Source organism: Actinoallomurus sp. CA-150999 (genome assembly GCF_050942425.1).
Classification (GTDB): domain Bacteria; phylum Actinomycetota; class Actinomycetes; order Streptosporangiales; family Streptosporangiaceae; genus Actinoallomurus.
In genome coordinates this window covers 131,775-145,124 of the sequence record NZ_CP192063.1, presented here as the reverse complement: position 1 = coordinate 145,124, position 13,350 = coordinate 131,775, and the positions used below count along the sequence as shown (strand labels likewise).

Sequence of the window (13,350 nt, the reverse complement as noted above, 5' to 3'; positions counted from 1 at the left end):
CCTGGCTATAACGACCGTCATAGTCTAGCGTGGCCCGTGTTTATGACGACTGTCATAAACGGATCGTCGAGGGAGTGAGGAGTCGCCGATGCGTGAGCTGCGGTTGGCGCGCAGCGGCCGCCTGGCCTGGCATGAGTGCGACGAGGTCGGGCTGGAGGACGCGGGTGACGCGATCGTGCGCCCGTTCGTCGCCGGCCGCTGTGACGGCGACACGCTGCCGATCCACCGGCCGGTCTCGCGCGCGCTGCAGGCCGGAGTCGCCCTGGGCGTCGTCGACCCGGTCGTGGCGTCCATCTGCGGGCCGGTCCCGTTCAAGGGACCGTTCGCGATCGGCCACGAGTGCGTCGCCCAGGTAACCGTCGTGGGACCCGGCGTACGCCACGTACAGGTCGGGCAGACGGTCGTCGTGCCCTGGGCGATCTCATGCGGCTCATGCGAGCGGTGCCGACGCGGCCTGACGTCCAAGTGCACCACCACGACGCGCAGCACCCTGGCGGCGTTCGGGTTCGGGCCGGCCAGCGGACCCTGGGGCGGCGTGATCACCGACTGGCTCCGGGTGCCGTACGCCGACCACATGCTCGTGCCCGTCCCCGACGGGGTCCCCGCCCTGCGGGTCGCGGCGGCCGGCGACAACCTCGCCGACGCCTGGCGGGCCGTCGTCCCGCCCCTGGCCGACCGGGAGGGCGGATCGGTGCTGATCCTGGCCGGCGGCGCCAAGAGCATCGGCCTGTACGCCGCGGGCCTCGCCGTCGCGCACGGCGCGAGCACCGTCGACTACCTGGACGACAATCCCCGGCGCCGGGACCTCGCCGAATCCTTCGGCGCCCGCACCCGACCCCTCACCGAGAAGGGCCCGCGCCACGGCGGCCAAAGCCGGCCGGCGTACGACGTCGTCGTCGAGGCGACCTCACGCCCGGCCGGACTGCGACGGGCGGTCCACGCGCTGGCGCCCGGAGGCATGTGCACCGCGGTCGGCTACTACCTGGCCTCCGGCACCCGAGTGCCCCTCATGCAGATGTACGCGACCGACGCGACACTACGCGTGGGCGTCTCCCACGCCCGCGCGACCCTGCCCACGCTGCTGGACTTCGTCGCCCGCACCGGCTTCCCCGCCGAGCAGGTCACCAGCCTCGCTGCCGACTGGAACGACGCCCCACACGCCTACGCCGCCAAAACCACCAAGGTCGTCCTGCACCGCGACCCGCTCACCTTCAACGACGAGGCCACCCGATGACCAGGCCCAGACACACCAAAGAGCCCCACCTCTAACCCGCGCACACGGGCCGAGAGGTGGGGCTCTTCGTGCCTGGGGGATCAGACCGAACGCTCATCCTCGAAGACAGCAACTTCGACGCACTCGCCACCCTGCGTGTTACTTCGCTCGGACGTACGCCATTCGACGACCTGATTCACAGGCTCTCCATGATGTTCGTGATCAGCGAAACTGAGTCGTCCTCGGGTAGGGCCTTCGCTCGAATTCGGTCATACCATACCCAAAGGGTCTTTACCTCGCCCTCGTCCCGAACTAGGCGTCCGGTCAACTGCGCTTCGACGAAAGCCAGGCCTTCATCGCCGACCTCCAGCAAGGTGAACCCTCCGTCAAGTCCGACGTGAGCACCGACGCCAACGCGGACGACCTGCAGGGTCAGGTGACGAAGTGCGGCAAGCTCCAGAAGGTGTGCCAGTTGCGCCCGCAGTACGGCCGCTCCGCCGACCGGCTCGCGAAGAGCACCTTCACCAATGAGCGCCCACAATGAGCTCGGGAGACGAGCTCCTCCGATCGCTGGCGGAGTTTCAGGACCTGCTGCGCCGAACGCCGTTCATCGGCGCGAGCCGCATCGCCGAGGAGGCACAACTGCGCGTCCTCATCGGGAAGTACCCGGACGTGGCTCGCCAGATGCTCGCGGAGCTCGATCGCCCCGACGCGGGCGACGGCTGAGCCAGGGGATTCGCTGCGGATTACGAATCCTTTCCCTCCGGGACGACTGCCCTCGTTCTGCGCTGTTCAGTCAGACTAAAAATTCTCTATGGTGACCAAACAGCGCAGGACAAGTACCCTCGCCCGTCGGCGACATTCATGCGTTATGCCGGATCTCTCCGCCCCCGGCGTCCGGACTCAGCCGCTCAAGGCCGACCGAGTCGCTGCGTTACTCGTCCACCTTGATGAAGCGTCGGAGTACGCCGTCCAATGACACGTACAACACGGCGTCGTCGGGGTCGGTGTTGATGTGGATGCGCGTCCATTCCGGCAGTTCCTTCAGGTAGGTGCGCATCCCGGTGCTGAGGAAGTTGTGGGACAGGTCCAGCGACTTGAGGTGGGTGAACGACTGACCCGCCGCCACCAGCGCCGTCACGCCGTCGTCGGTCAGCTCGCCCATGGACAGGTCGAGCTCGTCGAGCCGCGCCACGATGGGCGCGGTGGCGAGGGCCTTGCAGATGTCGTCCTGGAGCTCGCTGTTGCGCAGGGCCAGATGCTTGAGGGCCGGCAGCCGGGTACCGGCCAGAATCGGCGCGAGGTCCGCCACTTCGTAGTGCCCGCCCCACTCCGAGGCGCCCAGCCACAGCTCCAGGTGTTCGAGTGCGGGCAGGTCGCTGGCCGCCACACCGCGGACCACCTCGACGGGCATGGCACTGGTCTGCATCACCAGCTTGCGCAGCCGCTCGTGGCGCACCGCGGGAAAGCTCAGCTCCTCTTGACCGCGCACACCGAATTCCTCCAGCTCCGTGAAGGCGTCCAGTAGCGGGGTCACCTCGCCCTGGATGATGTGGGAGATCTGGCACAAGTCCTCGGTGATATCGCCGAGGAACAACGCACGCAGGGCGGGTAGTCGGTCATGCGCCGCCACCAGGAGTTTGATCGCCTCCTCCGGGCCGTCGGCGGGGTCCCCCCAGCAACCCACGATCAGGGCGCGCACCTGCGAGGTGTCGACGGCGGCGAGGAACCGGCCGAAGACCACCTCCCAATCGTCTCCTTCGTAGGGGTTCATCACGCTGATACGCCAGGCCACCGACTCGGGAGTCGGCAGACCGGCAGCGTCCTGCGGATCCTCCACCGAAGCGGGGAAGTCGAAGACCGGAAGGCCGTGGAATTCCTGCAGCCGGTTCATGATGCCCATGTGCGCCCACTCTTTCGATGTGTGTCGATGGCCAAGCCCCACTGACTTCGATCGCCTTGTGCCATCACTTGTTCGAAAGAGGTGATCCGGGGCGGAACGCATCCCGCCCCGGTCAGGTCAGGACAGGTGCTCGTCGGCGCTGCTGCGATGCGGGACCTTCTCCGCGGGCACGGTGCCCATGCGCCCCGCCTGGAAGTCCTCGAAGGCCTCGATGATCTCCTGGCGGGTGTTCATGACGAACGGTCCGTACCGCGCGATCGGCTCGCGGATCGGCAGGCCGCCGAGGATGAGGATCTCCCAGCCGTTCCGGCTCGCGACGGGCTGCGAGTCGGCCGCCGTGACGGTCAGCGCGTCACCCGCGCCGAACACGGCGAGCTGTCCTTCGTCCAGCGGGCGTCCGTCCGGGCCCGCCTGCCCGCGCCCGGAGAGCGTGTAGACGAGCGCGTTGAAGTCGCGCGGCCACGGCAGCGTCAGCCGGGCGCCCGGCGCGACGGTCGCGTGCAGGTAGGTGATCGGCGTGTACGTGACGCCCGGCCCCTTGTGGCCCGCCAGCTCGCCGGCGATCACCCGCACGATGGACGAGCCGTCGTCGCTGGTCAGCAGCGCCACGTCGCGCGACTCGATGTCCTGGTAGCGCGGCGGCACCCACTTCTGGGCGCGTGGCAGGTTCACCCACAGCTGCACGCCGTGGAAGAGCCCGCCCGTGGCGACCAACTCGGGCGTGGGCTGCTCGATGTGCTGGATCCCCGCGCCCGCGGTCATCCACTGGGTGGCGCCGTCGGCGATGAGGCCACCGCCGCCCGTGGTGTCCTGGTGCTGGAAGGCGCCGTCGATGATGTACGTCACGGTCTCGAACCCGCGGTGCGGATGCCAGGGGGTGCCCTTGGCCTCGCCCGGGGCGTACTCCACCGCGCCCATGTGGTCGAGCAGGAGGAAGGGGTCGGCGAGCGACAGGTCGATGCCGGGGAACGGCCGGCGGACCTGGAAACCCTCCCCCTCGAGGTGCTTCGAGGCGGTGATGATCTTCTTGACCGGCCGCCAGGCGGTCTCCTGCTCGGGGAGACGGGGCAGTCGGGTCAGGGTCAGCGGATCGGCGGTGACGGCGGGCATCGGAACCTCCTTGGTCGGTACGACCGAGGGAACATGATTTAAGTTTCAACTATTCCGTCGCACCAAGCCGCCGGTACGCCGAAAGTGTCACGTGCCACGGTAACGAAGGTTTGTTGAAACTTCAATCACTATGTATGATGCAGACATGACCGAACCGCGCTGGCTCGATGCCGCACAACAACGTGACTGGCGCGCCTACATCGAGGGCAGCGTCCGGCTGGCCGACCTCCTCGACCGGGACCTGAAGGCCAAGCACGGGCTCAGCTCCGCCGAGTACGAGATCCTCGTGCGGCTGTCCGAGGCCCCCGGCCGGCGGCTGCGGATGGCCGAGCTCGCGGAGTTCGCCAGCCAGTCGCGGAGCCGCCTCTCCCACACCGTGGCCCGCCTGGAGTGCAAGGGCCTCGTCGCCCGCGGCACCTGCGGCGCCGACAAGCGCGGGGTCAACGCCGAGCTCACCGACGAGGGCTTCGCCCTGTTGGAGAAGGCGGCGCGCGATCACGTCACCACCGTACGGGAGTTCTTCATCGACGTCATCGACCCGGACGACCTCAAGGCCGTCGGCCGGGCGTTCGGTGCCGTCGCGGAGCAGGTCGCCAAGATGCGCTGACCGGTCACGTGTTCAGCCCGGTGCAGAAGCCGAGCGAGAACAGCGTCATGAAGGTCCAGCCGCACATGAGCCCGACCCCGTACAACCGGGTGAACCCCGTCATCTTCCAGGCGAGGAAGCCACCGAGGCCGAACGCCAGCAGGAGCAGCGCCAGCGCCTGGGACAGCAGGCTGAAATCCTTGCCGCCCATGACGTTCATCTCGAACGCGGAGTACATCATGATCGAGTCGACGAGGATGAACGTGCCGAGCCCGCTCCCCACCGCGGTGATCTCACGCATCCCGAGTGGCGGGCGCCGCTTGTCGCCTGTTTCCGTCATGATCGGTCCTCGGGGATCGGCTGGCCGGGCCGTAGCGGCAGCGTAGTTCTCCTGGTGATTTGGGACGAAGCATCGGCGGCCGCATGTAATGCTTCCGTTATGGAACGCCTCACCCTGGCCGCCGTCCTGGGTGGCACGGCCCTGGCCCTTTCGGCCTGCGGCGGGAGTTCGTCGGGTTCGGCCGAGCCACCGGCCGCTCCGGCGACGTCGCCGGTCTCATCGACCCAGGCGCCCGCCACTCCGACGCACTCGCCGTCCGCCACCAAGGCATCGGCGAAACCGCAGGCCTTCACCGCGAAGATCATGAAGATTCCGTCGCGCGCGACGGTGAAATACTCCTGGCACTCCGGCTGCCCGGTCGGCATCGACGGTCTCCGGCTGATCCAGATGACCTACTGGGGCATGGACCACAAGCAGCACGACGGCGAGATGATCGTCAATGCCCGCGTCGCCCCGAAGATCGTGACGGTCTTCCACAAGCTGTACGACCAGCGCTATCCGATCCGGCGCATGGAACTCGTCGACAAGTACAAGGGCAGCGACTTCGACTCGATCGAGGCCGACAACACCTCGGCGTTCAACTGCCGCAACGCGACCGGATCCAGCAACTGGTCACAGCACGCCTACGGGCTCGCCGTCGACCTGAACACCTGCGAGAACCCCTACGTCCACCCGAACGGCCACATCGAGCATCCGGCCTGCGTCAAGTACGGGAACCGCAAGCGCACGGATCCCGGTGTGATCCACTCGGGTGACAAGGTGGTACGCGCGTTCCGGTCGATCGGCTGGGGCTGGGGTGGCACCTGGGGCGGGCCCTGGGACTTCCAGCACTTCTCCGAGAGCGGCCGCTGACGCGTTGGCGCTCGGCGTCAGACGACGAGCAGCGCGACCACCACGATGACCACCAGCAGCACGACCGCGCCGCCGATGATCAGTCCCGTGTTCGAGCCGGACGGCGCGGACTCGCCCTGGCTCTGGAACGCCCGGAACTGCTGGGTGCTCCCCGCGGGGTCCTGTTCGTTTTTCGCCATGCACGTGACGATAGTGGAGGTTCGGCGAGCAGCACCGGATCTTTTCCCACATCGGACAGACCGCGAGCCCCGCACATCAGGGGTGCGGGGCTCGCGGAGCCGGAGTCACTTCTTGAATGCCCAGAGAACCCGATGGTCGGCCGCGTAGATCACCAGGTTGCCGTCATCCTGCACCGCCAGCGAAGCGCCGGCGTTGTTCGCGGTGTTGGAGTACCAGAGCGGCTTGCCGGCCGCGCTGTAGACGACCCAGTTGCCGTCCGTCTGCATGACGCTGTAGACGCCGGTGCCCTGGGTCTTCGTGCTCCACAGCGCCTCCTTGCCCTTGTACAGCGCCACGTTGCCGTCGGTCTGCTGGAACAGCGAGTAGACGCCGTTCGGTGAGCGCACCCCGTCGCCGGTGCGCAGGCTCTGCCCGGGGCCGAGGATCCCGTTGTACAGGTGCCGTGACCACAGCGGCTTGTTGTTCGTGCCGTAGATGACCAGGTTGCCGTCGTTCTGGACTTCGAGGAACGCGCCCGGGTGCCCGGCGGTGTTGGAGTACCAGAGCGGCTTGCGGTCCTGGCCGTAGACGACGAGGTTGCCGTCCGTCTGCATGATCGTGTACGCCCCCGGGTGCCGCCCCGTGATGGTGCTCCACAGGGCCTTCTTGCCCTGGTAGAGCACGAGGTTGCCGTCGGTCTGCATGAGCAGCGTGTACCGGCCGTTGCGCGACTTCACCGCCTGGCCGGCGTTCAGCGAGTACCCCGCCTGGAGGCGCTCGATGCTCATGTTCCGCGTCCAGAGCGCCTTCTTGGCCTTGCTGTAGATGACCAGGTTGCCGTCGTTCTGGACGGCGAGGAACGCGCCCGGCTGGCGGCCGGTGCCGGAGTCCCACAGGGCCTTCTTCGCCTTGCTGTAGACGACGAGGTTGCCGTCCGTCTGCATCGCCGCGAAAGCCCCGGGATGCTTCCCCGTCACACTGCTCCACAGCGCCTTCTTGCCCTTGTACAGGACCAGGTTGCCGTCGGCCTGCTGGAGCAGCGCGTACTTCTTGTTCGGCGAGCGCACGTACTGGCCCGCCTTGAGGACCTGCCCGCCCTTGAGGAGGCCGGGGGCGCGCTTGGCCCCGGTGGCCGTGAGCGCCTGCGCACCCGGCGCGGTCGCGGAGGCGTCGGCGGAGTTCGCGGTCGAGGATTGCGGCCCGGACGCCGAGACGTTCTTCGTGTTGGGATGGGAATCGCCGGTCATCGCCCAGGCGGCGATCGAAAGCGACGTCGCCGCGGCGGCCACGCCCGCGACGGTCGCCACGCGCTTGATGCTCGTCAAGATGAAACTCCCCGTTGTCACAGAATCACCGCATGTGTGGTGATGCCGGGGGAGCCTAAAGGCAGCACCCGCGCGCTGTCTCGTCGCTTCACAGCACTGCGAAATGTCGCATAACGTCGCACGAGTGGGCAGATCGGGATTGCGTGCTGAAACAGCGCGAGGGACGGCGTACGACGCCCCCTCCAGCGTCCTGCTGCTCCAGCTGCTCGGCGAACTCGGCCCGGGCAACCAGTACCTCATCGTGGACCGACTCGGCACCCCCGACGCCGGGCACTACATGCAGGTCTACCGTGAGACCGACGGGACGTTCGCCGTGGAGTACCGCGAAGGCACGGCGGACCGGCACTTCGAGGCCGTCGCCGTCGACCTGCGGCAGGTCCACGAGGTCCTCACCGCATGGGCGGCCGACGCCCCGGGGTGGCGCGACGCGTTCGACTGGCGGCACTGGCCGGCGGACGGTTGACGCCTTCGTGTCGAGAGGTCGTGCATGATCACACCGGAGGAGCTCTCGCGGCTGGAGCCGCGCGAGCGCGCCGCCCTGCTGCGCGCGCTGATCGCCCTGCACCACCGGCCGGACCCGCTGGCCGATCCGCGTCTCCGCATGCGCCGGCGGCGCGGCCTCACCTTCCTGCTGACCTGCTGCGTCTTCCTGATCCCGTGGATCGTCTTCCTCGCCCTCACGCTTCCCGTCCGGTACACGGCGGGGCAGTGGCAGGCCGCGTGGACCGGCTTCGACATCGCCCTGCTGCTCGCCCTGGCGGCCACGGCTTGGGCGATCTGGCAGAAACGACAGCTGGCGATCGTCGGCGCCATCGTCACCGGAACTCTGCTGCTCTGCGACGCCTGGTTCGACATCATGCTGAGCTGGGGCGGGCCCGATTTCTGGACGGCCGTCCTCACCGCGGCGCTGGGCGAGTTGCCGCTGGCGATGCTCCTCTTCCTGGCCGCGCGAACGTTCGTCCACCACACCGTGCAGGTCGCGTGGACCCGGCTGGGAATGGAAGGACCGGCGCCGCCCTTCCGCCGGGTGCGGTTGTTCACGCTGCTCGACGAGCCCGTTCTCGAACTCCGAATCGACGACCTTGACTCGCCCCGGCCGCCGTCCTAACGTCGGGGTGAAAAGGTTTTCCTAGCGACTGACCCCTGGCAGTCCTCCGACACCGTACGACGGCCGCCGTCGTACGGGCGCCGGGTCCCTCCGCAGCCGCGGAGACGTGATCCGGCGTCGGGCCAGAGGAGGTCAGCGGTCATGTTCCATCGCTCACTCGGAGCCCTCATCCTGGGGCTCGCACTGCTCCTGGCGGGCGTCGCCGTACCGGCGGCGAGCGCCACCGCCGATCCCAACCCGTACGGCGATCCGAACCTCGTCTCGATGTTCGACGGCAAGACCCTCGACGGCTGGACACCCCACAAGGCCGCCGGCTGGACCGTCAAGAACGGCGCCATCCACGGCACCGGCACCGCCGGCCGCGGATGGATCTACTACAACAAGGCCCAGGCCGGCGACTTCCGGTGGATCTTCAACGTCCGCCAGGTGAAGGGCGACCACGCCCCCACGGTGCTCATCTGGGGCACGACCGACCCGATCCGCGACGCTCTCAGCGCCATCCAGTTCCAGCCGCCGAACGGCGGCCACTGGGACTACCGGCCCGGACACAACAACGGCGGCGGCAGCCTCTTCACGAAGTACGACCACCCGAAGTGGGACGTCAAGAAGTGGAGCCAGTGCGAGATCGTCGCCACCCAGGCGACCGGGGTGGCGCGGATGGCCTGCTGCCCCCTGAAGTCGGACGCGGCCACCTGTAAGGCCGTCGAGGTCCTGAAATTCACCGACAAGACCGCCGGTCGCGTGGGACCCCTCGCCATCCAGATCCACAACAGCGGCATCCAGGACGAGTACAAGAGCCTCTACCTCGAGTCCCCCGTCGTGACGAAGCCGGGCGACTTCATCACCACCGGGTAGCCGGGGCACAAATCGGTCGCGATCGCCGCCGGGATCTGCCTACCGTTCGAGCATGGCGCTCATCGTCTCGGTGAACATCGGCGTACCGCGATCGAACCCCTGGAAGGACTCGGGGGTCACGGGCATCGACAAACGGCCTATCGACGGGCCGGTCACCGTCACGGCGCCGGGGCCCAAGGGCACCGGCGCCGTCGGCCTCGCCGGCGACCGGGTGTACGACATCCGGAACCACGGCGGAGACGACCAGGCGGTGTACGCCTACGCGCGCGAGGACCTGGACCGCTGGGCCGCCGAGCTCGGGCGGGAGCTGCCGGACGGCGTCTTCGGCGAGAACCTCACCACGTCCGGCGCCGACGTCAACGCCGCGCTGATCGGCGAACGCTGGCGCGTCGGCGACCGGCTCGTGCTGGAGGTGTCCTGCCCGCGCATCCCGTGCGGGACGTTCCAGGGCTGGATGCGGGAACAGGGCTGGATCAAGCGCTTGCTGACGAGCCGCTCGGGTTGTCCACAGGCTGTGCACATCGGTCGCACGCCGACCCGGCCGTCCACAGGCTGTGCACACGCGTCCCGCGCGCGAGGTCCCCGCCCGGGCCGCTATGGTGGTCATCGCCTGGAGGGTTCGCATAGTGGACGAGTGCAGGCGCCTTGAAAGCGCCCAGGGCTGGGGACAGTCCTCGTGGGTTCGAATCCCACACCCTCCGCCAAAAACCGGTTGATCTGCACCATCCGGGTCTGAATCCCGCCCGCAGCCTCCGCCAACGCGCCGTCCGGGTTCGAATCCCGCCGCGCAGCCTCCGCCGACTGAAACGGCCGCCGCCCATGACGGGCGACGGCCGTTCGCGGCCCCGCGGCCTCAGCGCGGCCAGGCGAAACCGTCGGCGACCGTCGCCGCCAGCGTGAGGTAGGCGTCCTGGGTCGCGGCGGAGAGCTGCTCCAGCTCGACCTCCGCGCCCTCCTCCAGGTGCGGGTCGTACGGGATGCGGACGACCGCGCGGCAGCGGCTCTCGAAGTGGGCCTGCAGCCGGTCGAGGTCGACCGTGCTCCTGCTGCGGGTCCGCACCATCGACAGCACGACGACGCCGTTGCGGACCAGCTCGCCGTAGTGGTGTGCCTCCAGCCAGTCGAGCGTGGCCGAGGCCGACCGGGCGCCGTCCACCGACGGCGAGCTGACCAGCACGAGCTGGTTGGCCAGGCCGAGCACGCCCGCCATCGCCGAGTGCAGCAGGCCGGTGCCGCAGTCGGTGATGCAGATCGAGTAGAAGTGCTCCAGGACGTGGGCGACCGTACGGTAGTCGTCCTCGCTGAACGCCTCGGAGACCGCCGGGTCCCGGTCGGAGGCGAGCACCTCGAGCCGGGAGGACGCCTGCGAGGTGTAGGCCCGCACGTCGGCGTACCGCTGGATCTGCTGGTGCTCGTTCAGCAGGTCGCGGACGGTCGTCGCCGTCTCCAGCCGTACCTTGTCCGACAGCGTGCCCCGGTCGGGGTTGGCGTCGACCGCGATCACCCGGTCGCCGCGCATGGACGCCAGCGTCGCGCCCAGCCCGACCGTCGTGGTGGTCTTGCCGACGCCGCCCTTGAGGCTCATCACCGCGACGCGGTGGTGGCCGCCGGCCACCGGGGTGCGGGCGCGGGCCAGCAGCTCGCGGCGGCGCAGCTCGGCCGGGGACTCGCCGGGATGGATCGTCCCTCCGGACGCCTTGTAGAGGGCGCGGCGCCAGCCGTGGGCGGGCGCCTGCCTCCGACCGCGCAACAGCATGTCGGCGCTGAGGCTGTCGGAGGTCTGCCCGCCGCCCTGCTGCTGGGCGTACGCCTCGGGCAGCGGCGCGAACGGCGGGCCGTCCTCGGGCTGCGGGGCGTACGCCGGCGGCTCCTGCTGCGGGAAGTGCTCCTGCTGCTGCGGGTAGTGCTGCGCCTCGGGCTGCTGGGAGAACGGCGGTGCCGAGTAGGGCGGCCCCTGCTGCTCCATCGGCGGCCGACCGGCGTAACGCGGATCCTGCTGCTGCGGGTAGTGCTGCGGGAACTGCTGCTGCTCGGGCTGCCGGCCGTAGTCGGGAGGTCCGGGGTACTGCGCCCCGTAGTCCGGGGCCATCCCGGGATAGGGCTGCCCCGGATCGGCCGGGGGCGCCGGGTAGCCGGTCGGAGGCGGCGCGTAGGGCGGCGAGGTGAACTGCGGAGCGGAGTACTGCGGGTAACCGGGGTAGCCGCCGTCGCCGTATATCTCGAAGCCGTCCGCCTGGGTGGCCTCAGCGGCGGGCCGCTGCTGCTGTTGCTGGACGAGCTGGGTCTGCTCGGCATCGGCCGCGTCGCCGCGCGGCTCGTCCTGCGGCGCGGCCGGCTGGGCCGGCTGTTGCACGTCGTACGGCGCGGCGGGATCGGCGGGATCCGCGTCGTACGGCTGCGCGGGCTCCTCGCGGCCGTCCCGCGGTCCCTGCGCGCCGTCCCGCTGCTCCGCCGCCTCGGCGTTCTGTGCCTCTTGGGGGCCGAAGCCCTGCGGAGGGAAGGACCCGAAGGCCGGGCCGTACTCCCGGGCCGGCGCACCGGGGAACTGCGGCGGCACCCCGAACTCCGGCGGCGGAGGATACCCGGGCGCACCGAAGTCGTACGGCGGCTGTCCCTCGCCGGGCCCGGACGCGTCGGGCGGCACCGCGGGGAACGTCGGCGCGGGAGGGGTGTTCGTCCACGGGTTGGGTGGCGGCGCGGCCTCGGCGGCCGCGTCTTCTCCCGGTTCGCCGGGCTCGCTGTTCATGGCATCAAGAGACGCGAGCTGTTCGTCAAGAGAACGGCCCGTTTTATCCTGATCATTCTTGGCCACCAGGTCCCCCTCGCGGACGCGCAGTGGATGAATCAACACGATATGTTCATCCGCAGCCTAAGCCACCCCAGGCCTTGACCAATACCGTGTCGCTTGAGCATCCCCGGCTACCGTGAAGCCCATGCATGCCATCGTCATCGAAAAACCGGGCGACCCCGACGTATTGCGGTGGAGTGAGGTTGCCGACCCCGTCATCGGCCATGACGAGGTGCTGCTCGACATCGTTGCGGCCGGAGTCAACCGCGCCGATATCATGCAGCGCCTCGGATTTTATCCACCACCGGAAGGTGCACCCGAGTATCCGGGCCTCGAAGCCTCCGGGCGCGTCGCCGCGGTCGGTGACGGCGTCACCGGGTGGAAGGTCGGCGACGAGGCCTGCGCGCTCCTCAGCGGAGGCGGATACGCCACGCGGGTCGCGGTGCCCGCGGGCCAGTTGCTGCCGGTCCCGCGCGGGGTGAGCCTGGTCGAGGCGGCCGCGCTCCCCGAGGTCGCCTGCACGGTGTGGGCCAACGTGTTCATGCTCGCCCGGCTCCGTCCGGGCGAGTCGTTCCTCGTGCACGGCGGTGCGGGCGGGATCGGGACGATGGCGATCCAGCTCGCCAAGGCACACGGGGCGCGGGTGCTGTGCACGGCCGGCAGCGAGGAGAAGCTGGAGCGGTGCCGGGAGCTGGGCGCTGACGTCGCCATCAACTACCGGACGGAGGACTTCGTCGAGGCGGCCCGGCCGGTCGATGTGATCCTCGACAACATGGGCGCCAAGTACCTCCCCCGCAACATCGACGCGCTGGGCACCGGCGGCCGGCTCGTCGTCATCGGGCTGCAAGGCGGCGGGGTAGGAGAGCTCGACCTGGGCAAGCTCCTGACGAAACGGGCATCGGTCCACGCAACCTCACTGCGAGCCCGGCCGTTGGAAGAGAAGGCCGAAATCGTCGCCGCGGTCCGCGAGCACGTGTGGCCGCAGGTCGAGTCCGGTGCCGTCCACCCCATCCTGGACCGTACGCTTCCCATGGCGGAGGCCTCCGCGGCGCACCGCACGATGGAGGGCAGCACGCACGTCGGCAAGATCGTTCTAACGGTGTGAGACTGG

At 69.2% G+C, this 13,350-nt stretch carries 17 protein-coding genes and 1 tRNA gene; 10 read left to right on the top strand and 8 right to left on the bottom strand.

Annotated features, from left to right (window positions below):
- Positions 1-88: 88 nt before the first annotated feature.
- Positions 89-1,234, top strand: a complete 1,146-nt coding sequence (locus tag ACQP2O_RS00770; RefSeq protein ID WP_433179180.1) for a zinc-dependent alcohol dehydrogenase — start codon at positions 89-91, stop codon at positions 1,232-1,234.
- An 80-nt stretch (positions 1,235-1,314) separates the two neighbouring features.
- Here ACQP2O_RS00770 and ACQP2O_RS00765 read toward each other — a convergent pair whose 3' ends face one another.
- Positions 1,315-1,413, bottom strand: coding sequence for a DUF397 domain-containing protein (locus ACQP2O_RS00765; RefSeq protein WP_433179179.1), 99 nt, complete (start codon positions 1,411-1,413; stop codon positions 1,315-1,317).
- Positions 1,410-1,754: a Scr1 family TA system antitoxin-like transcriptional regulator gene (locus ACQP2O_RS00760; RefSeq protein WP_433179178.1), complete on the bottom strand. Its 345-nt coding sequence runs from the start codon at positions 1,752-1,754 to the stop codon at positions 1,410-1,412. The genes ACQP2O_RS00765 and ACQP2O_RS00760 overlap by 4 nt, the downstream gene beginning before the upstream one ends.
- Between ACQP2O_RS00760 and ACQP2O_RS00755 the strand changes: the two genes are divergently transcribed.
- The gene (locus tag ACQP2O_RS00755) at positions 1,754-1,939 is read left to right on the top strand and encodes a hypothetical protein (protein ID WP_433179177.1); all 186 of its coding nucleotides are present in this window, start codon (positions 1,754-1,756) and stop codon (positions 1,937-1,939) included. The genes ACQP2O_RS00760 and ACQP2O_RS00755 overlap by 1 nt on opposite strands.
- Positions 1,940-2,147: 208 nt before the next feature.
- Here ACQP2O_RS00755 and ACQP2O_RS00750 read toward each other — a convergent pair whose 3' ends face one another.
- Together ACQP2O_RS00750 and ACQP2O_RS00745 are read right to left on the bottom strand one after the other, a co-directional pair.
- Positions 2,148-3,116, bottom strand: coding sequence for an STM4015 family protein (locus ACQP2O_RS00750; RefSeq protein ID WP_433179176.1), 969 nt, complete (start codon positions 3,114-3,116; stop codon positions 2,148-2,150).
- Between the two features lie 117 nt (positions 3,117-3,233).
- Complete coding sequence (locus ACQP2O_RS00745; protein ID WP_433179175.1) at positions 3,234-4,226, bottom strand: pirin family protein; 993 nt, start codon at positions 4,224-4,226, stop codon at positions 3,234-3,236.
- 145 nt (positions 4,227-4,371) lie between these two features.
- Between ACQP2O_RS00745 and ACQP2O_RS00740 the strand changes: the two genes are divergently transcribed.
- Positions 4,372-4,833 (top strand): MarR family winged helix-turn-helix transcriptional regulator, encoded by a 462-nt coding sequence (locus ACQP2O_RS00740; protein WP_433179174.1) that lies wholly within the window; start codon positions 4,372-4,374, stop codon positions 4,831-4,833.
- 4 nt (positions 4,834-4,837) lie between these two features.
- On the opposite strand, the gene ACQP2O_RS00735 is transcribed toward ACQP2O_RS00740, so the two are convergent.
- On the bottom strand, positions 4,838-5,152 hold the full coding sequence (locus ACQP2O_RS00735) for a hypothetical protein (RefSeq protein WP_433179173.1): 315 nt from the start codon (positions 5,150-5,152) through the stop codon (positions 4,838-4,840).
- A 99-nt stretch (positions 5,153-5,251) separates the two neighbouring features.
- Between ACQP2O_RS00735 and ACQP2O_RS00730 the strand changes: the two genes are divergently transcribed.
- Positions 5,252-6,004 (top strand): M15 family metallopeptidase, encoded by a 753-nt coding sequence (locus ACQP2O_RS00730; protein ID WP_433179172.1) that lies wholly within the window; start codon positions 5,252-5,254, stop codon positions 6,002-6,004.
- A gap of 17 nt (positions 6,005-6,021) precedes the next feature.
- Here ACQP2O_RS00730 and ACQP2O_RS00725 read toward each other — a convergent pair whose 3' ends face one another.
- Positions 6,022-6,183, bottom strand: coding sequence for a hypothetical protein (locus tag ACQP2O_RS00725; protein ID WP_433179171.1), 162 nt, complete (start codon positions 6,181-6,183; stop codon positions 6,022-6,024).
- Between the two features lie 105 nt (positions 6,184-6,288).
- Entirely contained in the window at positions 6,289-7,488 is a 1,200-nt protein-coding gene (locus ACQP2O_RS00720; RefSeq protein WP_433179170.1) for a hypothetical protein, read from the bottom strand.
- Positions 7,489-7,612: 124 nt separating this feature from the next.
- Here ACQP2O_RS00720 and ACQP2O_RS00715 point away from each other — a divergent pair, with 124 nt between their 5' ends.
- From ACQP2O_RS00715 to ACQP2O_RS00695, 5 genes are all read left to right on the top strand, one after another.
- A complete protein-coding gene (locus tag ACQP2O_RS00715) occupies positions 7,613-7,951 on the top strand; it encodes a hypothetical protein (RefSeq protein ID WP_433179168.1) in 339 nt (112 codons plus the stop codon).
- Positions 7,952-7,975: 24 nt separating this feature from the next.
- A complete protein-coding gene (locus ACQP2O_RS00710; protein ID WP_433179166.1) occupies positions 7,976-8,596 on the top strand; it encodes a hypothetical protein in 621 nt (206 codons plus the stop codon).
- Positions 8,597-8,737: 141 nt separating this feature from the next.
- Entirely contained in the window at positions 8,738-9,451 is a 714-nt protein-coding gene (locus tag ACQP2O_RS00705; RefSeq protein WP_433179165.1) for a family 16 glycoside hydrolase, read from the top strand.
- 52 nt (positions 9,452-9,503) lie between these two features.
- Entirely contained in the window at positions 9,504-10,100 is a 597-nt protein-coding gene (locus ACQP2O_RS00700) for an MOSC domain-containing protein (protein ID WP_433179164.1), read from the top strand.
- A tRNA-Ser gene (locus ACQP2O_RS00695) sits at positions 10,064-10,155 on the top strand. The genes ACQP2O_RS00700 and ACQP2O_RS00695 overlap by 37 nt, the downstream gene beginning before the upstream one ends.
- Before the next feature lie 149 nt (positions 10,156-10,304).
- Here the strand turns inward: ACQP2O_RS00695 and ACQP2O_RS00690 are convergent.
- Positions 10,305-12,197, bottom strand: coding sequence for an AAA family ATPase (locus ACQP2O_RS00690; protein WP_433179162.1), 1,893 nt, complete (start codon positions 12,195-12,197; stop codon positions 10,305-10,307).
- Positions 12,198-12,384: 187 nt separating this feature from the next.
- On the opposite strand from ACQP2O_RS00690, the gene ACQP2O_RS00685 reads away from it, so the two are divergent.
- Positions 12,385-13,344, top strand: coding sequence for an NAD(P)H-quinone oxidoreductase (locus tag ACQP2O_RS00685; RefSeq protein ID WP_433179161.1), 960 nt, complete (start codon positions 12,385-12,387; stop codon positions 13,342-13,344).
- Positions 13,345-13,350: the final 6 nt, after the last annotated feature.